This window comes from Microvirga medicaginis (genome assembly GCF_052658925.1).
Genome location: NZ_JBQWEL010000001.1, coordinates 527,031 through 550,053, shown reverse-complemented (window position 1 = coordinate 550,053; position 23,023 = coordinate 527,031). Strand labels below are relative to the sequence as shown.

Sequence of the window (23,023 nt, the reverse complement as noted above, 5' to 3'; positions counted from 1 at the left end):
AGTAAAAAGCCATGATGTTCTCCAATGTCATTACGTTTCATCGCAAGGATCAAGCCACGAACAACACGGACGAGGTGAGACCTGCCTTATCGATGAATTGAACAATGAGCACCTGCGCGCCCAGACACGATCTGTTATATAGTGCGCTAGAAATGAAACACAATGATGTTGCGAAATCATTTCAGAGTTCGAGTGTATCAACTTCAGTGCGACCCTTGCGAGCAATGCGGCGGCACAACAAAAAGGGCCGCAAAACGCGGCCCTTCCTTGAATCAACTGAAATGTAGTTATCTTACATAAAAGCCTTCAGCGCCGCGCGTCCTGCGTACTTGGCCTGGGAGCCCAGCTCCTCCTCGATGCGGATGAGCTGGTTGTACTTGGCCAGCCGGTCCGAGCGGGCGAGCGAGCCGGTCTTGATCTGACCGCAATTCGTGGCAACGGCGAGATCGGCGATCGTCGAATCCTCCGTCTCGCCCGAGCGGTGGGACATGACGGCGGTGTAGCCGGCGCGCTGAGCCATATCGACGGCATCGAGGGTCTCGGTGAGCGAGCCGATCTGGTTCACCTTGACGAGGAGCGAGTTGGCAACGCCCTGCTTGATGCCCTGCGAGAGACGATTCACGTTGGTGACGAAGAGGTCGTCGCCCACCAGCTGACATTTGGAGCCAATGAGGTCGGTCACGGCCTTCCAGCCCTCCCAATCGTCCTCGGACATGCCGTCCTCGATGGTGGCGATGGGATAGGCCGACACGAGCTTCGCCAGATACTCGGCCTGCTGCTGCGGCGAGAGCTTCTGACCGGTGCCTTCATAGTGATAGGCGCCGTCCTTGAAGAATTCGGTGGCGGCGCAGTCGAGGCCGATCACCATGTCGGTGCCTGGCTTGTAACCGGCCTGCTCGATGGACTTCATGATGAAGTCGAGCGCGGCCTCGGCGGAGGGCAGGTTCGGGGCGAAGCCGCCCTCATCGCCCACATTGGTGTTGTGCCCGGCATCCTTCAGGGCCTTCTTGAGGGTATGAAACACCTCCGCGCCCATGCGCACGGCTTCAGCCAGGGTCGGTGCGCCGACCGGCATGATCATGAATTCCTGGAAATCGATGGGGTTGTCCGCATGCGCGCCACCGTTGATGATGTTCATCATCGGAACCGGCAGAACGCGGGCCTGCGTGCCGCCTATATAGCGGTAGAGCGGCAGGGTCGAAGCCTCGGCGGCGGCCTTCGCGACGGCGAGCGACACGCCGAGGATGGCGTTGGCGCCCAGGTGGCTCTTGTTCGGGGTGCCGTCGAGCTCGATCATGGTCTCGTCGATGGCGACCTGCTCTTCGGCGTCCATGCCGCCGATGGCCTCGAGAATCTCGTTGTTCACGGCCTCCACGGCCTTCAGCACGCCCTTGCCGAGATATTGAGACTTGTCGCCGTCGCGCAGCTCGACTGCCTCATGAGCGCCGGTGGACGCGCCAGAGGGAACGGCCGCACGGCCCATGGAACCGTCTTCGAGGGTGACATCCACCTCGACCGTGGGATTGCCACGGCTATCGAGGATCTGGCGGGCGAAAACGTCGATGATCGCAGTCATTAAACAGACTCCTGGGGCTGAAGGGCGACCGTTGCGTCCCGTGGCTACGGGTGCGGCCTCACGTCATGAAATGGCTTATTGACCGAAATGCTGAACCGGGCAAGGACGAGAGCAATCTAGAAGGTCTTGATCCAAGGTGAAAATATGATGACGGAGACCCATCTCCAGCTCGGCCAGGCGAGCGCCCTGCCTCAGACACCTGAAGAAGCGCAGCTCGACCGGGTGCCGAACCCGCATCCCGACACGGATTACCTGGCCCGCTTTACCGTGCCGGAATTCACGTCGCTCTGCCCGGTGACCGGCCAGCCCGATTTCGCGATCCTCGTGATCGACTACGTGCCGGGCCCGTGGCTCGTCGAATCGAAGTCCCTGAAACTCTATATGCACAGCTTCCGCAATCACGGCGCCTTCCACGAGGATTGCACGGTGGCCATCGGCAAGCGTCTCGCCGAGCTGCTTGAGCCTCGCTACCTGCGCATCGGCGGCTATTGGTATCCGCGCGGCGGCATTCCGATCGACGTGTTCTGGCAGACCGGCGAGCTGCCCAAGAACCTCTGGCTGCCCGATCAGGGCGTCGCGCCCTATCGCGCCCGCTGAGGAGTCGGACGCCTCAGAACGAACGAGGCGTTCAGGCCCACGGCGAGGATGATGAGAGCGGCGATGGCGGTCGAGGCCGTGAGGCCGATATGGCGCAGGCCGAAGCCCATGAGCACGACGCCGAGTGCCTGGCCGCAAAAGAACGAGAACGCGTGGAGCGCGACCGCCGAGGCGCGCGCTCCCGGAGCGACCTCCGTCACCTGAGCCTGGAAGGTGTTGTGGAGCATGTAGAAGCCGAGGCCCATGAGAAGCAGGGCCAGGAAATCGAGCTTCCAGTCTCCTACGAACCCCAAAGCGACCAAGGCAGCCGCCGCGAAGAGGCCACCGCCGATGAGAATGCGGCTGAGCCCCAGATTCTTCAGCATCCAGGTCACGAGGGCGGAATAGACGAGACCGCCAATCGCAAAGCCGCCGATGGCGAAGCCCGCCTCGGTCGCCCCGCCTCCGCCACGCTCCTCGAGGAGCGGCGCGACATAGGGGAAGATCCCAAAAATCGCGATGGCCTCCACGAAGACGGAGCCGAAGAGAAACAGTGCGCGGGGATTGGACAGAATGTCCCGATAGCGCAGGACCGCCGTGCGCGGATCGAACTTGCCGCCGGGCAAGGCTCCGCGGAAACCGAGGACGGTGGCGGTCAGCGCGAGAGCCATCATGATCGTGGACAGGCCGAACACGCCGCGCCAGCCGATCCATTCCGCCAAGAGGCCCGCGAGCGACGAACCCGCCAACTGACCCACAATGACGGCCACGAGATAGCGGCTGAGCGCAATCTGGCGCTGGGCCATCTCCACCCGGTCGCCGATGAGCGCGATGGACAGCGGCACCGCTCCGCCGGCGGCAGCTCCTGCAACGATGCGCAGGGCGAAGAGCGTCTCGGCATTGGGCGCGAAGAAGGAACCGGCGAGCGCCAGAAAGAGAAGCGACAGAGCCACCTTCATCACACGCTCCTTGCCGAGCGCGTCGCCGATAGGGCCTAAGATCGGCTGGATGAAGGCGTAAGGCAGCGCGAAGGCTGCCGAGAGCAGCGCGATGGTCTGAGGCGTGGAGTTGAGGTCTCGGGCAATCACTCCAACCATGGGCTCGACCGCGCGGGCGGAGAAGGTGCTGGCAAAGCCGCTGACGGCGAGGATCAGGATGAGATTGCGGGAGGACATGACGCTCTAACGAAGAAGGCCGCGAGATGGAGCCTTATCGCTCCATATCACGGCCCCTTTTCAGCGGGAGGGACAGAAATGCACATCTGCCCCACCGTAGCGGCATGGAACGGTTAAGCCGCCCTGCCCTTGGCGAGCGCGTCAAACGCCTTCAGCTGGGCGAGCAGGCCCTCAAGCTCCTTGAGCGGCACCATGTTGGGGCCGTCGGAGGGAGCCTTGTCCGGGTCCTGGTGCGTCTCGATGAAGACGCCCGCCACGCCCACGGCAACCGCGGCACGGGCCAGAACCGGCACGTATTCCCGCTGACCGCCCGAAGTCGTGCCCTTGCCGCCGGGCTGCTGCACGGAATGCGTGGCGTCGAAGATCACCGGCGCGCCGGTTTCCGCCATGATCGGCAGGCTGCGCATGTCGGAGACGAGCGTATTGTAGCCGAAGGAGGCGCCGCGCTCGGTGAGCATCACGTTCGGATTGCCGGCCGCCTTCACCTTGGCGGCGACGTTCGCCATGTCCCAGGGGGCCAGGAACTGGCCCTTCTTCACGTTCACCACCCGGCCCGTCTTGGCGGCGGCGACGAGAAGATCGGTCTGGCGGCACAGGAAGGCCGGGATCTGGAGAATGTCGACCACCTCGCCCACGGGCGCGCATTGATCGTTCTCGTGCACGTCGGTGATGACGGGCAGGTCGAACTTTTCCTTCACCTCGGCGAAGATGCTCAGGGCCTTGTCGAGACCGATGCCGCGGGCGCTCGAAATCGAGGTCCGGTTCGCCTTGTCGAAGGACGACTTGTAGACGAGCCCGAGGCCGAGCTTGACCGTGATCTCCTTGAGGGCTGCCGCCATTTCAAGCGCGTGGTCGCGGCTTTCCATGGCGCAGGGGCCCGCAATGATGCTGAGCGGCAGATGATTGCCGAAGCGGACGGAGCCGGCCTCGACGACGGCGGGGGTGGTTTTCGTATCAGTCATGGCCCCGTCACCTACTCCCTTTCGCGCTGGACGGAAAGCGGTGTTGTGTCATCCCAGCCCGCTCAGTGTCATTCCCAGACAGAGCGCAGCGGAGGGGAAGGGAATCCGCGATCAGGCGCTGTGCTATGGATCCCCTTCCCGCTCTTCGCGCGCCGGGGATGACATGAGCGTGTCAGAACGTCATCGACGCCGCATTGATGATGCCGGCCGACAGGGAGGCTGCGCCCAGGAACAGAGCCGCCGCCATTTCGCCGGCCGCAATCCGCTGGGAGAGATTCGGCATCACGATGCGCACGAGCCAGTACACGACGATCTGAACCGCCAACGCCACGAGGCCCCAGACGAGCAGATCGGGAATGCCCTGCGCGTGCACGATGGCGCTTCCGAGCGGAAGAGCAAAGCCGACGAGGCTGAAACCGAGGGCTGTCGAGGCCGAGATCACGTTCTGACGGATCAGGGCGAACTCGTTGTGCATCGTCGCCACCGTATAGACACCGAGATACAGGGCAACGAGCGCAATGGCGATGACGAAGAAGATCAGGAAGTCGAGCAAGCCCGCCAGAATTGAAGTCACGATCAGCCCTCTACGATGAACTTCTTATATCGTTACAGGGCTATGGTTAATTTATTGTGCAGCCTCGAAGGCGATCGCAACGCCGAAGGCCGCGCTCGCCGGCACCACAAGCCGGCTGCCCACATGCTGGTAAGGAATTTCCGCCGCATCGAGGCGCTTGGCCTGAGCGTCGATCTTCTCCACCCGCACGGCGAATGCGACGAAGGAGGGCTGGTCCAGCTCGGCCTCGACCGAGATATAGGTTTCACCCGCATCGTCCGGCGTCATTACATCGAGATGCGCATCGACGAGCCGGAACGAGAGATCATGGAGAGCCGGACTGGTCGGAATTGAGTCGGTAAAGTCCGTCAGGAATTTCTTGCAACGGTCCGGATCGGGAGCCGCGAGAGCGACCGTCGCCAGACCCGTGGCCCCGTTCTCGTGCACCTGAAAAGCCGGATTCCAGAAGTTTTCCGGGTAATGCTGCTGGCACACGAAGAAACCTGCCTTCGGCGCCGTCGGATCGGCCGCGAAGGCCAGCGTGAAGGCCACCTTCGTCGCGGTGCCGTCGGGCTTCCTGCCGGCCCGCTCGAAATGGAACGGCTCGAACGCGCCGATCCCCCTCCGTGCGAAGGCGGCCGCATCGCTCTTCGCATCCTGGCTATCGAGGACCAGCATCGCGAGTCCTTCACGATTCCGCAGATAATCCTGAACGAAGGCTCCGAAGCTGAAGTGTCCCGACTTGTGCGGCGGGATCTGAGCCCCCTCGCCTACCGTGATCAGCTCGAGGAACGTGCCGGGAAATTGGACGATCCGGTTCTCCGTTCCCCATGCATGACGGTTGCGGGCACCGATCTGGAAGCCGAGACGCCGATAAAAGTCGGCGGCTTTGTCGAGGTCGTGAACGGCGATGACGAGGTGGTCGATCCGGCGGGTCATGATCCCCTATCTGAGTCTCAGCGGCGTGGCGGCAAGGAGGTCGAGAATAGAATGAGTTCGATCAAGGGAGTTGCGAGCGTTTACCGACATATTATAACGTCATTCGAATTTCCGACCTGCGGCTTGGCTGCGCGTTTCTTAGAGGCGAGAATCCTTTGACCATCTCAGTTATTACGGCCGGCGTCGAGACGCTGGTCAACACCGTCACCGCGAATGAACAATATGAGCCGACCGTTACAGCACTCGCTGGTGGCGGATGGGTCGTTGCTTGGACGGGGATCGACTATAACGGAACGGGTGCAAATCTCTATCAGCAGCGTTACGACTCTCAAGGAAACCCGGTTGGCGGGCAGACCGGCGTCAATGTCACGACTGCAGCCGACCAGAGAGATTCCATCCTGACGGCGCTTCCGGATGGAGGCTGGCTTGTCACCTGGCACTCGCGCAGCCAGGATTCTGCCGGCACCTATGGCGTGTACCAGCAGCGCTTCAACGCCGCTGGCGAACCCCAGTTTCTGGACGGCACGGGCAACCCGGCAGACAGGCTGATCAACACGATTGTCGCCGGCGACCAGCAGAATCCGAGCGTCACCGCGATTCCGTTCAATGAGGACGGCTCAGGCGGTGGATGGATCGTCACTTGGGAGGGCCAGCACGCCACGACCGGCAGCTGGGAGGTCTTTCAGCAGGTTTATGCGGCCGATGGCACTGCTGTCGGCCCGGAACGACAGATCAACACGAGCGCGATCAATTCAGAGCAGAACCCAAGCGTGACGACGCTGGCGGACAACGGCTGGATCGTGACTTGGACCTCGGGCGGATATCTGAAACAGCAGCGCTATTCGCAAGCCGGAATCCCGCAAGGTGGAGAGGCGCTGGTCAGTCCGATGGACCTTGTGGGCACATCCAGCACGACGGCTCTTGCTGATGGCGGCTGGGTGGTGACATGGGACGTCGATAACCAGGACGGCTGGGGAAAGGCCGTCTACCAACAGCGCTTTGCCCAGAATGGAGCGGCGCTTGGTGCCGCCATTCGCGTCAATGCGACGACTCCCGCCGATCAAACCAAGCCCAATGTCATGGCCTTGGCTGATGGCAGCTGGGTCGTGACGTGGCAATCCGACAGGCAGGATGGGTCCGGCATCGGAATCTACCAGCAGCGTTACTTTGCAGATGGGACACCGATCGGGGGTGAAACCCTCGTCACGACGACGACCATGGGCGATCAAACCACGCCTCAAGTCACCGCCTTGGCGGACGGAAGCTGGCTGGTCGCGTATTCCTCGTATAATCCGGCAACCTTCGGTCCGGATATTTTCGTGCGCCATCTCACGCCGTCGTCCGGCGAGGCTCTGACCGCCAACAGCGATATCGCGGTCGGCGCCGATTCGAGCGAGACTCTCTTCGTGATGCAAACGACGCTCAATGCCGGCGACAGGATCGCAGGCAATGGCGGTGTCGATACTCTAGCCATGAGTGCGGCCGGAATTCTGGACATCACCGCTCCGGCATCCTTGTCCGGATTCGAAGTCATTCGCGGTTCGGCCGGCGATGACACGATCGTCGCGAATGCACCCCGGCTGGCGGAGTTCGCTGTTATCGACGGACGCGGCGGGACGAATGTGCTTCAGCTCTCGGGTAATGCCTTCGACCTGAGCAACAAGACATTTCTGAATGTCGGCATCAAGCTGACAGACGCTGCTGGTACGGACGTCACGGTGAACGACAAGACGGTCGCATCCTTGCTGGATGGCACGACCGGCACGGCGGACAGGGTGATCCTCGTCGGTGATGCTTTCACCGTTCGCGAGCGCGGCCTGCTCTTCCAGCACGGCATCGAAACGGTCACCGACAACACCGGCACTTATACCAACGCCCAACCCACCGATATCGGTTTTGCAGGAGGGAGTGTTCTTGAACTGTCCGCTGCGGGTACCGTCGTGGGAACCCTGCTGGCGGAGGATGCCGACACCTGGGATGAGTTCGATTACGCCTTGCTCAACGACGCCGGTGGTCGCTTTGCACTCAGTGGCAACAGGATCGTCGTGAAGAACGGGCTGCTGCTCGATTACGAGCAGGTTCGCTCCCATCAGATCAAGGTTCGCGTCAAAGATGCGGGCGGGTTGAGCTTCGAGAAGGATTTGACCGTTGCAATCGGCAACCGCACCACCGAGGTGACGGCAGGTTCGTCCGCGGCCAATAAGTTCGTGGGCGGCAGCGGCAATGACCGTCTCGGCGGCGCTGCCGGCAATGACATCCTCATTGGTGGCAGCGGCAACGACATTCTCTCCGGCGGCTCAGGCAAGGACACGCTCACCGGCGGCACCGGCAATGACGTGTTCCTGTTCGATACCACGCCCAACAGATACTACCCCGACGTGATCACCGACTTCTCGTCCCATTACGACGCATTCCAGCTCAAGCGGACAATCTTCAAGGCGATGCCGAAGGGCACGCTGTCGAGCAAGGCGTTCGTCCTCGGCAAAGCGGCCAAAGATGCAGACGACCGTATCATTTACGACAAAGGGACGGGCAGTCTGTACTACGACGCTGACGGCACTGGCCGGAGCGCTGCCGTCAAGATCGCCATTCTTACCAACAAGACGACCCTCTACTACCACGATTTCATTGGGATCTAACAAAAGAAGCCGCGGCTGAGTTGCGTTCAGCCACGGCCCTATCCGCCATTCGGCAGGTCGATATCTTCATCTCGGCGATCAGACGAGACGGCTTTGCTCCACGGCCGCGTGAATGAAGCTCTTGAAGAGCGGGTGCGGCTCGAAGGGACGCGACTTCAGCTCGGGATGGTACTGGACACCGATGAACCAGGGATGATCCTCGTATTCCACGATCTCGGGCAGAACGCCGTCCGGCGACACGCCGGAGAAGCGCAGGCCCTTGGCCTCAAGGCGATCCCGATAGGACATGTTGACTTCATAGCGGTGACGATGGCGCTCGGAGATTTCCGTTCCGCCATAGATCTCGGCCACCTTGCTGCCGGGTGCAAGCTTCGCCTGATAGGCACCCAGGCGCATGGTGCCGCCGAGATCGCCGCCTGCCACGCGCTTCTCGAGCTCGTTGCCGCGCAGCCATTCGGTGAGAATGCCGACGACCGGCTCCGGCGTAGGCCCGAACTCGGTGGAGTTGGCTTCCTTGATGCCGGCGAGCGAACGGGCAGCCTCGATCACGGCCATCTGCATGCCGAAGCAGATGCCGAAATACGGCACCTTGCGCTCGCGGGCGAACTGGGCCGCCCGGATCTTGCCTTCAGCGCCGCGCTGGCCGAAGCCACCCGGCACCATAATGCCGTGAATGCCTTCCAGGAACGGAGCCGGATCTTCGTTCTCGAAAACTTCGCTCTCGATCCAGTGCAGGTTCACCTTCACCTGATTGGCGATACCTCCATGGTGGAGCGACTCGATCAGCGACTTGTAGGCGTCCTTGAGGCCCGTGTACTTGCCGACGACGGCAATGTTCACCTCGCCCTCGGGGTTGTGCACGCGCTCCGAAATTTCGGTCCAGCGGCTCAGATTCGGGCTCTTGGAGTTGTCCAGGCCGAACGCCGCCAGCACTTCGCTGTCGAGGCCCGCGTCGTGATAGGCAAGCGGCACGTCATAGATCGAGCGGGCGTCCCGCGCCTCAATCACGGCCGTCTCGCGCACGTTGCAGAAGAGTGCGAGCTTCCGGCGCTCGTCCTTCGGGATCTCGCGGTCCGTACGGCAGAGCAGGATGTCGGGCTGGATGCCGATGGAGCGCAGCTCCGCGACGGAGTGCTGCGTCGGCTTGGTCTTCAGCTCACCCGCCGATGGGATGAACGGCAGGAGCGTCAGGTGGACATAGATCGCCTGCCCCCGCTCCAGCTCGTTGCCGAGCTGGCGGATCGCCTCGAAGAACGGCAGACCCTCGATATCGCCGACCGTGCCGCCGATCTCGACCAGCACGAAATCGAAGCCCTCATTGCCGGTGAGCACGAAGTCCTTGATGGCGTTCGTGACATGGGGGATCACCTGGATCGTGGCACCGAGATAGTCGCCGCGCCGCTCCTTGGTAATGATATCGAGATAGATTCGACCCGTGGTGATGTTGTCGGCCTTGGACGCCGGAACGCCGGTGAAGCGCTCGTAATGACCTAGGTCGAGGTCGGTCTCGGCGCCGTCGTCGGTCACGAAGACCTCGCCGTGCTGATAGGGGCTCATCGTCCCCGGATCGACGTTGAGATATGGGTCGAGCTTGCGAAGCCTGACCTTGTAGCCGCGAGCTTGGAGAAGCGCTCCCAGGGCCGCCGAAGCCAGACCCTTACCGAGCGAAGACACCACGCCGCCGGTGATAAATACGTACCGCGTCATGGACCCCTATCCATCAATAAGGAGCGCCGATTCGCAACCGCGAATCGTGCCACTCCGAAACCATCCACAAAAGAAGAGGGCCGGAGTTCCGGCCCTGCTGCTCGGCTTACTGCTGAGGCGCTGCAGGCGCGGGCGCCGGAGCGCCCGGAGCTGCCGGAGCCGGGTTCGCCGGCTGCTCGCCCTGGAGGCGTTGCAGCTGCTCGAGCACATTGCCGCCCTGCGGAGCCGCAGGGGCCTGCTGGCCGGCCGGAGCCGTCGGGGCAGTGCCGTCAAGGATCGAACGAGGACCGCGGCCGGTCGTCGCCATGACGGTCAGCGCAATGCTCGTCAGGAAGAACAGGCCAGCGAGAATCGCCGTGGCACGGGTGAGCGCGTTGGCTTGGCCGCGACCGGTCATGAAACCGGACACGCCGCCGCCACCGCCGCCGAGACCCATGCCGCCGCCCTCGGAGCGCTGCAGGAGAACCACACCGATCAAGGCGAGCACGATGATCAGGTGGACAATAATGAGAACTGTTTGCATCGTTCCAAAAACCTCAAGCGGCTGCGCCTAAAATGCGTCAGCCGCTCGCAATCCGTTCGTTGCGGCGGCCTGTAGCATAGGTGGGCGCAGGATCATAGACCTGCAAGGGCGCTTTTGTTGTTGAAGTGCCCTCCCCGTCATTCCGGGCTCGCCCTCGACGTCCCGGAATGACAACGGTGGGAGTTAGCCGAGATAAGCCCCGGCAATGGCCAGGAAATCGGCGGCAACCAGGCTCGCCCCGCCGACGAGAGCCCCGTTCACGTTCTCCACAGCCATCAGCTCGGCGGCGTTCGAAGGCTTCACGGAGCCGCCATAGAGGATGCGCACTTTCGTATGGTCGACCTTGCCGACAAGGCGCTTGAGCTCCTCGCGGATGGCGGCATGGACCTCGGCCACGTCGGCTGCCGTCGGGGTCAGGCCCGTGCCAATGGCCCAGACAGGCTCGTAGGCGACCACGAGGTTGTGGCTGTTGGAATCGACCGGAATTGAGCCGCGCAGCTGCTTGCGGACGACGGCGAGCGTCTTGCCGGCCTCACGCTCCTCCCGGGTCTCGCCCACGCAGACGATCGCCGTCAGGCCGGCCCTGTGGGCCGCGACGGCCTTGGCGCAGACATCGGAGTCCTTTTCCTTGTGGTACTGGCGGCGCTCGGAATGGCCGACGATCACATAGGTCGCGCCGGCATCGGCCAGCATCTCAGCCGAAAGATCGCCCGTGAAGGCGCCCGATTCCTTGGCATGGCAATCCTGCCCCCCGATCCCGACTCGGGAGCCGACGCAGGCGACCGCGAAACTGTGCACAAGGGTTGCCGGAGGGCAGACCACGAGATCGACCTTGGCCTTCAGGCCTGGGGTATAGCCAATCTGAATCTCGCTCAGGACCTCGTTCGAGGACTTGAGTCCGTTCATTTTCCAGTTCCCCGCCACCAACGGGCGCGGCCATTCGACGCTCATTCCAGGACTCCTGTCATGCTTGATAACTTGGCAGTAGCAGAGCCTTAAGGCTTCTTTCAACCGGACTTGCCCTTTTCCCCGGCCTCTTGATGGGCTATCGGCCTGTTAAACGAGTTTTTTGAGAACGGGTTCACGATGCTTCGGAACATGCGCAAGGCTGGGCAGACCCTGGTCGGCAAAATCATCGCTACCGTGTTTTTCGTGGGGTTGATCATCAGCTTCGCGATCTGGGGCATCGGCGACATCTTCCGTACGAGACCGGAATCGACGGTGGCGGAGGTCGGCGACACCTCCATCTCCATCCATCAGGTTCGCAATGCCTATACGAACCAGCTTCAGCAGCTCGGACGTCAGTTCCGCACGGTGATTACCCCTGAGCAGGCCCGTATGCTCGGTGTCGACCAGCAGGTGATCAACACTCTCGTCACCGAGGCCGTGATGGCCGAGGAGACCAAGCGCCTGGGGCTCTCCGTCTCTGACGAGCTCGTCGCCCGCTCCATCATGGAGAACCCGGCCTTCAAGGGGGCGGACGGACAGTTCAACCGTGCCCTGTTCGATCAGGCGCTGCGCAATGCTGGCCTCGCCGAGGCCGGCTTCGTGCAGGAGCAGCGCGCCGCCATGACGCGCCTCCATCTCGCCGAGGCGATTGCTGGCGACGTTCCGGTTCCGGCAGCCGCCAAGGAGGCCCTGCACCGCTATACCAGCGAGCGCCGCAGCGCCGCCTATCTCATGCTGCCCCCGGCTGCCGCGGGCGACATCCCCACCCCCACCGACGAGCAGCTGCAGAGCTTCTACGAGGAGCGCAAGGGCACCTACCGGGCTCCCGAATACCGGGCCGTCAACGTGATGGCGCTCGATGCGGCTGCCATCGCCAAGCCCGACGCCGTGTCGGATGCCGACGCCCGCCAGCGCTACGAGCAGCAGAAGGCGAAGTATGGTCAGCCGGAACGCCGCACGATCCAGCAGATCCCCTTCACCTCGATGGAGGAAGCGCAGGCTGCCTCGACCCGGATCAAGGAAGGTGCTGATTTCGCAGCCGTCGCCACCGAGCGCGGCGTCTCCGCCTCGGGCCTGGAGCTCGGCACCTTCACGAAGGCCGAAATGCTCGATCCCGCCGTGGCCGATGCCGCCTTCAGCCTCCCGCAGGGCGGCGTGAGCGAACCGGTTCAAGGCCGTTTCGGCCCGGTGATCCTGCGCGTCACGCAGATCCAACCGGAATCCGTCCGCGCCTTTGAAGAGGTGGCAGCGGAGGTCCGCCAGGAGGTCGCCCGCGAGCGCGCCCAAAGCCAGATCGAGAAGATCCATGATGAGATCGAGGATCTGCGCGCCGGTGCGAAGCCGCTCGCCGATATCGCCAAGGAAAAGGGCCTGACCCTGGTTCAGATCCCGGCCATGGACGCTCAGGGCCGGGACAAGGCCGGCAATCCTGTGAACGCTCCTGAGCGCGATGCCGTGGCCAAGGCGGCCTTTGCCTCCGACATCGGCGTTGACAACGAAGCCCTGCGGGTTGCGTCCGGCTATGTCTGGTATGACGTGACCGGGATCGAGCCATCCCGCGAGAAGACCCTCGACGAGGTGCGCGATCAGGTGGCGACGCAATGGCGTGAGGATCAGGTGGCTCAGCGCCTCTCGGAAAAGGCGCGCCAGCTGACCGAGCGTCTCGAGAAGGGCGAGGCCATCGAGGCTGTGGCCCAGGAAGTGAATGTGCCGGCCAAGACGGCGACCGATCTCGCCCGCGGCTCCGCCAAGGATGACCTCTCAGCCGAGGCCGTGAACCGTATCTTCGCCACTCCCGTGGGCAAGGCAGGCAATGCGGCGAATGCTGCGGACAGCCGCGCAGTGTTCAAGGTCACGGCGGCGACCGTGCCGCCCATGGCCACCACGACGCAGCAGGCGCAGAACATCGAGAACCAGCTGCGCAACGGGATGGGCGACGATCTGATCAATCAGTACGTTGCCCAGGCCCGCCAGGATCTCGGCGTCACCATCAACCAGCAGGCCCTGCAACAGGCTATCGGCAGCGGTGAATTGTAGTCCATGAGCATTGCGCCCGATTTCGAGACTTTCGCGAAGGCCTACGAGGATGGCGAGGCAGGTGTCCTGCGCGCCACTCTCGTCGGCGATCTTCTCACCCCGGTCGCAGCCTTCATCAAACTGCGGCACCACCGGAAGGGCTCCGCCTTTCTGCTGGAATCCGTCGAGGGCGGCGCCACGCGCGGCCGCTTCTCGATGATCGGTCTCGATCCGGATCTCGTGTGGCGATGCCAGGACGGCGTCGCTGCAATCGACCGCAACGCTCTCACACGCGACAAGCACTTCGTCATCGATGAGCGGCCTGTCCTCGATAGCCTGCGTGCACTGATCAAGGAGAGCGCCCTGCCGCTCTCCGACGATCTTCCGCCCATGGCAGCGGGTCTCTTCGGCTATCTCGGCTACGACATGGTGCGCCTGATGGAGCGGCTGCCGGAGCCGAACCCGGACGTTCTGAAAGTGCCGGACGCCATCCTCATCCGTCCGACGGTGATGGTGGTGTTCGATGCCGTGAAGGACGAGATCTCGCTCATCACCCCCGTGCGTCCGCAATCGGGAATTTCAGCGAAGGCAGCCTATGAGGCAGCGCTCTCGCGCCTCGACGAGGTGATGCAGGCGCTCGAACAGCCCTTGCCCATCGAGGATCGCAGCGATCCCGCGTCCATCCATTTCGATCCGCCGGTGTCGAACACCACGCCGGAGGAGTTCGAGGGCATGGTGGCGAAGGCGAAGGAATACATCCGCGCCGGCGACATCTTCCAGGTGGTGCTCTCCCAGCGCTTCGAGTCAGCCTTCCCCCTGCCCGCCTTCGCGCTCTACCGCTCGCTGCGCCGGGTCAATCCGGCCCCGTTCCTCTGCTATCTCGATTTCGAGGATTTTCAGATCGTCTGCTCGTCGCCGGAGATCCTGGTGCGGGTGCGCGACGGCAAGGTCACGATCCGCCCGATCGCAGGCACGCGCCCTCGCGGCGCGACGGCGGCCGAGGACCGCGCGCATGCTGAAAGCCTGCTCGCCGACCAGAAGGAGCGCGCCGAGCACCTGATGCTTCTTGATCTCGGTCGTAACGATGTCGGCCGCGTGGCGGAGATGGGCACCGTCCAGGTGACGGATTCCTTCTTCCTCGAATATTACAGCCAGGTGATGCACATCGTCTCGAACGTGGAAGGTCGCCTCGACCCCTCCTTCGATGCACTCGATGCCCTGATCGCGGGTTTCCCGGCCGGCACGGTCTCCGGCGCGCCAAAGGTACGCGCCATGCAGATCATCGACGAGCTGGAGAAGGACAAGCGCGGCCCCTATGCGGGCTGCATCGGCTATTTCGGCGCCAATGGCGAAATGGATACCTGCATCGTGCTGCGCACCGCCGTGGTGAAGGACGGTCGCATGGCGGTCCAAGCGGGCGCAGGCATCGTCTACGATTCCGATCCGGCCTCCGAGCAGCAGGAATGCATCAACAAGTCGAAGGCCCTGTTCCGGGCGGCCGAAGAGGCCGTGCGGTTCGCAAGCCTGGCGAGGATCGGACAATGAAGGCATCAACGCTTCCCTTGACCGGGCGTCTCGCATACGCGAACGTCGGTGCGCCATGACCCGCGTTCTCGTCATCGACAATTACGACAGCTTCACCTGGAACTTGGTGCATCTGCTCGGCCCTCTCGCAACCTCGGTGGAGGTGGTGCGCAACGACGCCACCACCACGGACGAGGTGCTGGCCTCCCCGCCGGACGCCATCGTGCTCTCGCCGGGCCCCTGCACGCCCAACGAGGCCGGCATTTGCCTCGATCTCGTGAAGCGCGCCTCGCCCACGATCCCGACCTTCGGCGTGTGCCTTGGTCTTCAGACCATCGGCCAGGTCTTCGGCGGCACGGTCTCCCGCGCCCCTCTGCCCATGCATGGCAAGGTGTCCGAGGTGGAGCACAGCGGACAGGCGGTGTTCCGCGGCATCAACGGCCCCTTCAGGGCGACCCGTTATCACTCGCTGATCGTGGACCGGGGGACCTGCCCGGCAGACCTCGACGTGACGGCGGAGACCGCGGACGGCCTCGTGATGGGCCTGTCGCATCGCTCCCTCCCGATCCATGGCGTGCAGTTTCATCCTGAGAGCATCCTGTCGGAGCACGGGGTGACGATCATGCGCAATTTCTTTGATCTGGCGGCCGCCTGGAACGCCAAGCATCGCCCCGGCGGCGCAAGCACCGCTAACCCCAAGGCATAGACCCGATGGAATCCTTCAAATCCTATCTCGCTAAAGTCGCTACCGGCGCATCGCTGACCCGTGACGAAGCGCGATGGGCGTTTGACGATCTCCTCTCCGGCGAGGTGACGCCGGCTCAGGCCGGCGCGTTCCTGATGGCCTTGCGCGTTCGCGGCGAGTCACTCGATGAGATCGTCGGCGCGGTCACGGCCATGCGCGGACGCATGCTGCCAGTGAAAGCGCCTGAGAATGCCATCGACATCGTCGGCACGGGCGGCGACCATTCCGGCAGCTACAACATCTCGACACTTGCCTCGATCATCGTCGCCTCTTGTGGCGTACCGGTCGCCAAGCATGGCAACCGCGCGGCCTCGTCGAAATCCGGCACGGCGGATGTGCTCTCGTCTCTTGGTGTGAAACTCGGTCTCGACCCGCGAGGCCTGGAGCGCTGCGTGGAAGAGGCTGGCCTATGCTTCATGTTCGCCCAGACGCACCATGCGGCCATGCGCCATGTGGCTCCCGTCCGCGTGGAGCTCGGTACGCGCACGATCTTCAATCTGCTCGGACCACTCGCCAATCCGGCAAGCGCCAAGAACCAGCTTCTCGGCGTCTTTTCAGAGGCTTGGCTGGAGCCGCTGACCCAGGTTCTGAAGGAGCTCGGCTCCCGCAAGGTGTGGACCGTGCACGGCTCGGATGGTCTCGACGAGATGACGACCACGGGCCCGACCTTCGTGGTGGCGCTCGAGGATGGCGCGATCCGCCGCTTCACCGTGACGCCAGAGGAGGTTGGTCTGCCGACCTCGAAGCTGGAAGACCTGAAAGGCGGCGATCCGGAGCACAATGCCAAGGCGTTGCGCGCCGTTCTCGACGGTGCGCACAATGCCTATCGCGATGTGGCGCTTCTCAACGCTGCCGCTTCCCTCGTGATCGCGGATGCTGCGGCGAACCTGCGTGACGGTCTGGAGCGTGCTTCGCAGGCGCTCGACAGCGGCGCGGCCAAGGGCACGCTGGAGCGTCTCGTCAAAGTCTCGAACGCGTGAGGCTTTTTCGATGAGCGACGTATTGAGCAAGATCGAAGCCTATAAGCGCCAAGAAATAGCGGCGGCCAAGGCGGCAATTCCCTTGGAAGAGATGAAGCGTCTTGCACTGCGAGCCTCCCCCACGCGCGGCTTTGCGGAAGCCATCGAATGCCATCTCGCTGAGGGCCGCCCTGCGCTGATCGCGGAAGTGAAGAAGGCAAGCCCCTCGAAGGGCCTGATCCGCGCCGATTTTGACCCGCCGAGCCTCGCGAAAGCTTACGCGGAAGGCGGCGCAACCTGTTTGTCCGTGCTCACGGACGAGCCCTCGTTCCAGGGCAAGCCCGAATACCTTGCCCAAGCCCGCGAGGCCTCCGGATTGCCAGCGCTGCGCAAGGATTTCCTGTTCGAGCCATATCAGGTTTATGAAGCCCGCGCTTGGGGCGCGGATTGCATCCTCGTTATCATGGCAAGCGTCTCCGACGATGAAGCCCGCGCACTGATCGGCACGGCGTATGAACTCGGCATGGATGTGCTGGTCGAAGTGCACGACCGCACGGAACTGGAACGCGCCATTCCGCTCGGCACGAAGCTGATCGGCATCAACAACCGCAATCTTCGCACCTTCGAAGTGTCCCTCACCGTGAGCGAAGAGCTTGCGCCGCTCATCCCTCCCGACCGCATCATTGTCGGCGAGAGCGGCATCTTCACGTTTGAGGACATCATGCGGCTCCGGCACGTCAACATTCAAACGTTCCTTGTGGGCGAAAGCCTGATGCGCCAGGCGGATGTGACGGCGGCCACCAGGCGTCTTCTGTTCGGCGAAGCGGCATGACGAAGCTCACGCATCTCGACGCGAGCGGCGAGGCCAACATGGTCGATGTCTCGGAAAAAGACATCACCAGCCGCACCGCAATTGCCGAAGGATGCGTGGTGATGCAGCCCGAGACCCTGGCGCTGATCCGCCAGGGTGATGCGAAGAAGGGTGACGTGCTGGGCACCGCGCGGCTGGCGGGCATCATGGCCTCCAAGCGCACGCATGAACTGATCCCCCTCTGTCATCCGCTGTTGATTTCCAAGGTGAAAGTGGATTGCACCCTCGACGACAATCTTCCCGGCGTGCGCGTGACGGCGGAGGTGAAGGTGTCGGGACAGACCGGCGTCGAGATGGAAGCCCTCACAGCCGTCTCCATCGCGTGTCTGACGATCTACGACATGGTGAAGGCTGCCGATAAAGGCATGCGGATCGAGAACGTTCGGCTTCGCATGAAGAGCGGCGGGCGCTCAGGAGATTACCAAGTGCCATGAGCCTGATCCCGGTCGAAGATGCTCTGTCCCGCGTGCTGGCAAGTGTCGAACAGCCGGTCTCCATCGAGCATGTGCCGCTTAAGCATTGCGCGGGACGCGCATTGGCTGAGGACGTGAGCGCCCTTCGCGACCAGCCCCCCTTCCCGGCTTCGGCCATGGATGGCTATGCGCTGCGCAGCGTCGATGTGGACCGTGTGCCAGCAACTCTTCAGATGATCGGCACGAGTGCGGCCGGGCAGCGTTTTTCCGGCACGGTCGGATCGCAGCAGGCCGTGCGCATCTTTACCGGCGCTCCTTTGCCGGATGGCGCAGACACCATCGTGATCCAGGAGGACACGGAGGTTTCCGGCGATCGCGTGATCGTCAAGGAGCAACCGCGCCACGGTCAGCATATCCGCAAAGCCGGTCTCGATTTTGCGGCTGGCGATGTGCTGCTCCAGGCGGGCCTTTGCCTCGATGCACGCCATATCGCATTGGCCGCCGCCATGGGGCATGGCACGCTGCCCGTGCGGAGAAAACCTCGCGTCGCCATTCTCGCCACCGGCGATGAGCTGGTGCGCGCAGGCGAACCGGCGGGCCCTGATCAGATTACAGCCTCGAGCCTTCCCGCTACCGCCGTGATGGTGGAAAAGGTCGGCGCCGAAGCCATCGATCTCGGCATCGCCCGCGATACGCTCGAATCCCTGGAAGAGCGCATCCAGGCCGCACGCGATGCCGGAGCTGACATTCTCGTGACGCTGGGCGGAGCATCGGTCGGCGAGCATGACCTCGTGCAGAAAGCGCTGCAGCGTCAGGGCATGCAACTCGGGTTCTGGCGCGTGGCCCTGCGTCCCGGCAAGCCGCTGATGCATGGCAAGCTTGGGGACATGCTGCTCTTGGGCCTGCCCGGTAACCCGGTCTCGACCCTTGTCTGCTCCGTCCTGTTTCTCATTCCCGCCATTCGCGCGCTGCTTGGCGATGCGCAGCCCGATGCCGACCCGACGGAGACCGCCATCCTTGGGGCGGACCTCCCCGCCAACGGCCCAAGGCAGGACTACATGCGCGCCTCGCTCGCATGGGAAGAGTTCGAAACCTCCCTCACCCAGCGCAGCGAGCGCATGCCGCTGCCGGTCGCAACGCCGCACCTGATCCAGGACTCGTCGATGCTGAGCATTCTCGAACGCTCGGACGCCTTGCTGATGCGCCCGCCCCACGCGCCCGCAGCGCAAGCAGGAGAACCCTGCCGGATCGTTCGGCTGGAGCGCTTTTGCTGATTGTGTGAATCGATGTCCTCATCGGCCGGAGTGAAGCGGAGGAAAAGAACCCTCCATCACGAAACACGTGAGTGTGAACCGCCTGCCCAATTCTGCAGACTGACAGGGATGACACCCTCTCCCGTTATGGCCGGTCCGGCCCCGGTCCTCCCATTGCGAGCCCTACAGTGCTTTCCTGACGAGAGATGAACGGTTGATCAGGACAAGCACGCCCTGATCGAACCTCTCTCGGCACTCGGTTTCCGTGATGAGTGAGGTCGACTGCGCTCATGCTCCTGAGATGATGAGACGAAAAACCCCGGCAGGTTTGCTGCCGGGGCTGAGGTTCGGGTTTACGTCTGGCTCAGATCACGATGAAGTCGCTGTAGAAGATCTTCTGGTTCTTGCCGATATTGGCAAACGCCACCTGGCCACCGGCCTTGCTGCCGTTGGCGTCGTACCAGAGATCGCCGGTCTTGGCGTTGTAGCCGATGAAGTCGTCGGCATCGCCCGCCGCAGCGCCGAGCTTGAAGCTCTTGCTGCTCAGCTTGCCTAGAATCTTGAGCGACTTGAAGACCGCGTTCTCCAGCTGGATCGTGTCGTACTGGTATTCCCAATCCTTGATCCAGTCCTTGTTGGTCTTGGCGTTCAGGGCCGTGTTGAACACGAACACGTCCCGGCTGCCGCTGCCCTTGGTGCCATACAGGTAGTCGATGCCGGCCCCGCCATAGAGCCAATCGTTGCCGGCGCCGCCATAAAGCCGGTCGTTGCCGACCCCGCCCATGAGCGTGTCATGGCCGCTGCCGCCGTTCAGGACGTCGTTGCCGAGATTGGCGTAGATCCGGTCGTTGCCGGTCGTGCCCACCACGTTCTCGCTGACCCAGTCCGCCACCTGGATCGTGACGTCCTGCAGGAACCACAGATTGTTGCTCGCATCCTGATCGCCGTCGGCGATCGTGACCTTGAGCTTCAGCCCGTAGCTCCTGACCTGCTCGAAATCGAGCTTGGTTCCATCCGCCACCTCGATCGACTTGCCGTCGGCGCCGATCTTGAAGCGCCCGTCACTGGCCGCCGCCGTGCCGTCGGCCTGCACGATCTGGTACGAGAACGCCTTGTTGTCGGCATCGGCTGCCGTGAGGTCGCCGACCTTGGTGCCGGCCGCCGCCAGCTCGCGCGGCGCGATGAAGCTGGTGAAGGCGGCCCTGCCGGCCACCGCCTTGACCTGCACGTGCTCGACCACCGGAGTGCGGCCCATTGCATCGTCATCGACCGTGATCTCGAAATCCGTGCTCCGGATCGCGCCCGGATTCCCGGCGACCGGCGCGGCATCGAACTTGACCACGTCCATCATCACCTCGAGCGCCGCCGCTTCGCCGGTGAAGGTGTAGATGTAATAGTCGACGTTACTGATCGTGGTCACGCTCTTGACGACACTGATGCCGTTCGGGATCACCAGATCGCCATGATCCTTCAGGAACTTCACCGTCACGGTCAGGGTATCGTACTCGTCGTCGAAGAAGGTGAGACCCTGCAGGGGCCGGATGTCCGGCCCGGTATCGACGATCTTGGTCACGCCGGTGCCGTCCGTCACATCCACGACGGGCGCATGGTTGCCGATGATCTGGGTGACGACATCGAGCTGCGTGTTGGTGACCGCATTGTTCGTCGCCGCGTCGCCATCATCCAAGGTGATGACGAAGTTCGTCGTCACCGGGATTTCCGAGGCCATAGCCCGATTGGACGGGTTGAACTTCAAGTTGTCGAGCAGAAGCTCCAATACCTCCTTCGTTCCCGTGAAGGTGTAGATGTACTGCCCGCCGCTGTCCTCAGGCTCGACACCCCCAGTATTTTCGAGCTTGCCGTGCAGGTTGTTGAAGGCGATCCTCAGGGTGAGCGTACCGTCCCCGGTGATCGTAAAACCACCGAAGGCTGCAACGCTCGGACCCGAATCCGTAGCCGGGAAGTCGTCAGTTCCGACCAGCGTCAGACCAAGCGTCTGGCCCGACGGCGGCACGTTCTTCACCACCACGTTGACGTCGCGGAAGCCCGTCGCGCCCTCGTTGTCGGTGGTCGTCACACGCACCACGTAGGTCGTGTCCGCCGTGATGTTGCCCAGCGCCGCCGTGTTCACCGACACCGTGCCGTTCGCGTCAACCGTGAACGCGCCGGCCGGAAGCGGCGTGGCCGTGCCCGACGAGAGCGAGTAGCCCACGATCGTGCCGTCCGTGTCCACACCGTTCACGTCGAAGATCTGAACCGCGCCGGCGTTCTCGTTGACCTGAACGTTGCCGCCCACGATCGTGCCCGAGCCCACCGCCGTCGGCGCCGTGATCGTCGGCGGAACGTTAGCGTCGTCGTTGGTGATCGTGCCGGACGCCGTCGCGGTCGTCCCGAGCACCGCGTTCGTGCCCGCCGTCAGGTTCACCTGGAAGGTTTCGGCCTGCTCGAACACCGCATCGCGCGCCACCGTGAACGAGATCGTCTTCACGCTCTCGCCCGCCGCAAACGTCACCGTGCCGCTCGGCAGCGTGCCGCCGAAGTCGGCCGCATCCGCCGGGTTGGCGCCCGTGCCGGCCACCGCCCAATTCACCGTCGAGGCCTGCGACAGGTCCTGGCCCGTGCGGGTCAGCGTGTAGGTCACGGTGGTCGTGCCCGCCCCCGTGCCTTCCGCAACCGTCACCGCCGTCGTGCCGGTGAACTCAACCGAGGGCGTCGGCGCCGGGCCCTCAATTACGTCATTAGCGTAAACGCGGATAATCTTGCTCGTTGACTGCGCGTCCTGGCCGGTTGGAACGCCATCCACATCATAGCCACCCTGATCCGTCGCTCTGACGATGACTTCAACGTATTTCATCCCGTTTTTGGGATCGGAAGGGTCGTTGACGATCTTGGTCATCGTCTCCCAATCGAGCTCGACACCGCTCTTCAGCTTCAGCGTCTTGCCATCCGCAGGATCAATCTCGAACATCGCTCCGTCGAGACCGGTGTCGATGGAATAGACCCGGGGTCGTTCTCCAGAAATCGGGTCCTGCCACCAATCGTCGTCTTGGTCGAAGGAACTCAGAACGCCAATCGCGATCCCTGCCTGCTCCTCGTCAATCGTGTCGTTAGCTACCTGAACGTTTTCAGGAGCATCGTTGACGTCCGAGATCGAGCACCGGCCGTTGATAATATAGCTATCAACCGAGCCCATCGAGCTGACAAACTTGTAGGCGTTCTTGAAGAGGCCAGCTTCCGTTTCGTAGCTGATCTTCGTTGGATCGGCCACCACCAGAACCCAGTCGCCGATATTCCAGCCCGCACCGGCGGTTGTAGCTTTGATCACGGTGAAGCGGCCACTGTCAGTTCCTGGAGCGCCATTTGCCGTATCAGGGGTGAAGGTCAAGCCACCAATGTTGGTCTCATTGGCCGGAAACCCGGTAATCTTTGCTATGACCCATCCGGCAGGATGGTTTTCGGCAAAGCCGACATTGTTCACACCAAGGCTAACGGATTGATTGACAGGGGTAATGGTAAGATTTCTTGGCATGGAAGCCCCCTTGAATACGGAACTGAGATAAATGTCGATGCAACGTAACAGCGTTGCTTCACTCTGACAACAGAGAGTTCACGACTGGCCGTCACGGCCCCGATTCCGGGCTGAG

Annotated in this window: 18 protein-coding genes; 9 read left to right on the top strand and 9 right to left on the bottom strand. The window is 62.9% G+C overall.

All coding sequences use genetic code 11. From position 1 onward, the window contains the following. Positions 1-292: 292 nt before the first annotated feature. Positions 293-1,576, bottom strand: a complete 1,284-nt coding sequence (gene eno, locus ACUXUR_RS02655) for a phosphopyruvate hydratase (RefSeq protein WP_445500765.1) — start codon at positions 1,574-1,576, stop codon at positions 293-295. 147 nt (positions 1,577-1,723) lie between these two features. On the opposite strand from eno, the gene queF reads away from it, so the two are divergent. Beyond that, a complete protein-coding gene (queF, locus tag ACUXUR_RS02650; RefSeq protein WP_116529590.1) occupies positions 1,724-2,173 on the top strand; it encodes a preQ(1) synthase in 450 nt (149 codons plus the stop codon). On the opposite strand, the gene ACUXUR_RS02645 is transcribed toward queF, so the two are convergent. The 4 genes from ACUXUR_RS02645 to ACUXUR_RS02630 all read right to left on the bottom strand — a co-directional run bounded on the left by ACUXUR_RS02645 (position 2,158) and on the right by ACUXUR_RS02630 (position 5,781). Then, positions 2,158-3,327 carry an MFS transporter gene (locus ACUXUR_RS02645; RefSeq protein ID WP_445500764.1) on the bottom strand — a complete coding sequence of 390 codons (1,170 nt, stop codon included), beginning with the start codon at positions 3,325-3,327 and terminating at the stop codon, positions 2,158-2,160. The two genes, queF and ACUXUR_RS02645, sit on opposite strands and share 16 nt — an antisense overlap. 113 nt (positions 3,328-3,440) lie before the next feature. Continuing rightward, complete coding sequence (kdsA, locus tag ACUXUR_RS02640; RefSeq protein WP_445500763.1) at positions 3,441-4,289, bottom strand: 3-deoxy-8-phosphooctulonate synthase; 849 nt, start codon at positions 4,287-4,289, stop codon at positions 3,441-3,443. Positions 4,290-4,461: 172 nt separating this feature from the next. Next, complete coding sequence (locus ACUXUR_RS02635) at positions 4,462-4,863, bottom strand: DUF350 domain-containing protein (RefSeq protein WP_445500762.1); 402 nt, start codon at positions 4,861-4,863, stop codon at positions 4,462-4,464. A 51-nt stretch (positions 4,864-4,914) separates the two neighbouring features. Beyond that, entirely contained in the window at positions 4,915-5,781 is an 867-nt protein-coding gene (locus tag ACUXUR_RS02630; protein ID WP_445500761.1) for a VOC family protein, read from the bottom strand. 155 nt (positions 5,782-5,936) lie between these two features. Between ACUXUR_RS02630 and ACUXUR_RS02625 the strand changes: the two genes are divergently transcribed. Next, positions 5,937-8,420 (top strand): cadherin repeat domain-containing protein, encoded by a 2,484-nt coding sequence (locus ACUXUR_RS02625; RefSeq protein WP_445500760.1) that lies wholly within the window; start codon positions 5,937-5,939, stop codon positions 8,418-8,420. A gap of 78 nt (positions 8,421-8,498) precedes the next feature. Here ACUXUR_RS02625 and ACUXUR_RS02620 read toward each other — a convergent pair whose 3' ends face one another. From ACUXUR_RS02620 to tpiA, 3 genes are all read right to left on the bottom strand, one after another. Next, positions 8,499-10,127, bottom strand: a complete 1,629-nt coding sequence (locus ACUXUR_RS02620) for a CTP synthase (RefSeq protein ID WP_445500759.1) — start codon at positions 10,125-10,127, stop codon at positions 8,499-8,501. A 106-nt stretch (positions 10,128-10,233) separates the two neighbouring features. Then, positions 10,234-10,650: a preprotein translocase subunit SecG gene (gene secG / locus ACUXUR_RS02615; RefSeq protein ID WP_445500758.1), complete on the bottom strand. Its 417-nt coding sequence runs from the start codon at positions 10,648-10,650 to the stop codon at positions 10,234-10,236. Positions 10,651-10,833: 183 nt separating this feature from the next. Continuing rightward, positions 10,834-11,601 (bottom strand): triose-phosphate isomerase, encoded by a 768-nt coding sequence (gene tpiA / locus ACUXUR_RS02610; RefSeq protein WP_445500757.1) that lies wholly within the window; start codon positions 11,599-11,601, stop codon positions 10,834-10,836. A gap of 135 nt (positions 11,602-11,736) precedes the next feature. Between tpiA and ACUXUR_RS02605 the strand changes: the two genes are divergently transcribed. Genes ACUXUR_RS02605 through ACUXUR_RS02575 form a run of 7 tightly spaced genes read left to right on the top strand, consistent with a single transcriptional unit; the run spans position 11,737 to position 19,400 of the window. Further along, complete coding sequence (locus ACUXUR_RS02605; RefSeq protein ID WP_445500756.1) at positions 11,737-13,635, top strand: SurA N-terminal domain-containing protein; 1,899 nt, start codon at positions 11,737-11,739, stop codon at positions 13,633-13,635. A gap of 3 nt (positions 13,636-13,638) precedes the next feature. Then, the gene (gene trpE / locus ACUXUR_RS02600; protein ID WP_445500755.1) at positions 13,639-15,159 is read left to right on the top strand and encodes an anthranilate synthase component I; all 1,521 of its coding nucleotides are present in this window, start codon (positions 13,639-13,641) and stop codon (positions 15,157-15,159) included. 55 nt (positions 15,160-15,214) lie between these two features. Continuing rightward, complete coding sequence (locus tag ACUXUR_RS02595; RefSeq protein ID WP_445500754.1) at positions 15,215-15,844, top strand: anthranilate synthase component II; 630 nt, start codon at positions 15,215-15,217, stop codon at positions 15,842-15,844. A gap of 5 nt (positions 15,845-15,849) precedes the next feature. Next, positions 15,850-16,863, top strand: coding sequence for an anthranilate phosphoribosyltransferase (gene trpD / locus ACUXUR_RS02590; protein ID WP_445500753.1), 1,014 nt, complete (start codon positions 15,850-15,852; stop codon positions 16,861-16,863). A gap of 10 nt (positions 16,864-16,873) precedes the next feature. Next, complete coding sequence (gene trpC, locus ACUXUR_RS02585) at positions 16,874-17,674, top strand: indole-3-glycerol phosphate synthase TrpC (RefSeq protein WP_445500752.1); 801 nt, start codon at positions 16,874-16,876, stop codon at positions 17,672-17,674. Continuing rightward, positions 17,671-18,147 (top strand): cyclic pyranopterin monophosphate synthase MoaC, encoded by a 477-nt coding sequence (moaC, locus tag ACUXUR_RS02580; RefSeq protein ID WP_445500751.1) that lies wholly within the window; start codon positions 17,671-17,673, stop codon positions 18,145-18,147. The genes trpC and moaC overlap by 4 nt, the downstream gene beginning before the upstream one ends. Next, the gene (locus tag ACUXUR_RS02575) at positions 18,144-19,400 is read left to right on the top strand and encodes a molybdopterin molybdotransferase MoeA (protein ID WP_445500750.1); all 1,257 of its coding nucleotides are present in this window, start codon (positions 18,144-18,146) and stop codon (positions 19,398-19,400) included. The genes moaC and ACUXUR_RS02575 overlap by 4 nt, the downstream gene beginning before the upstream one ends. 343 nt (positions 19,401-19,743) lie before the next feature. Here the strand turns inward: ACUXUR_RS02575 and ACUXUR_RS02570 are convergent, their stop codons facing one another. Next, the gene (locus ACUXUR_RS02570; protein WP_445500749.1) at positions 19,744-22,908 is read right to left on the bottom strand and encodes a Calx-beta domain-containing protein; all 3,165 of its coding nucleotides are present in this window, start codon (positions 22,906-22,908) and stop codon (positions 19,744-19,746) included. Positions 22,909-23,023 lie beyond the last annotated feature (115 nt).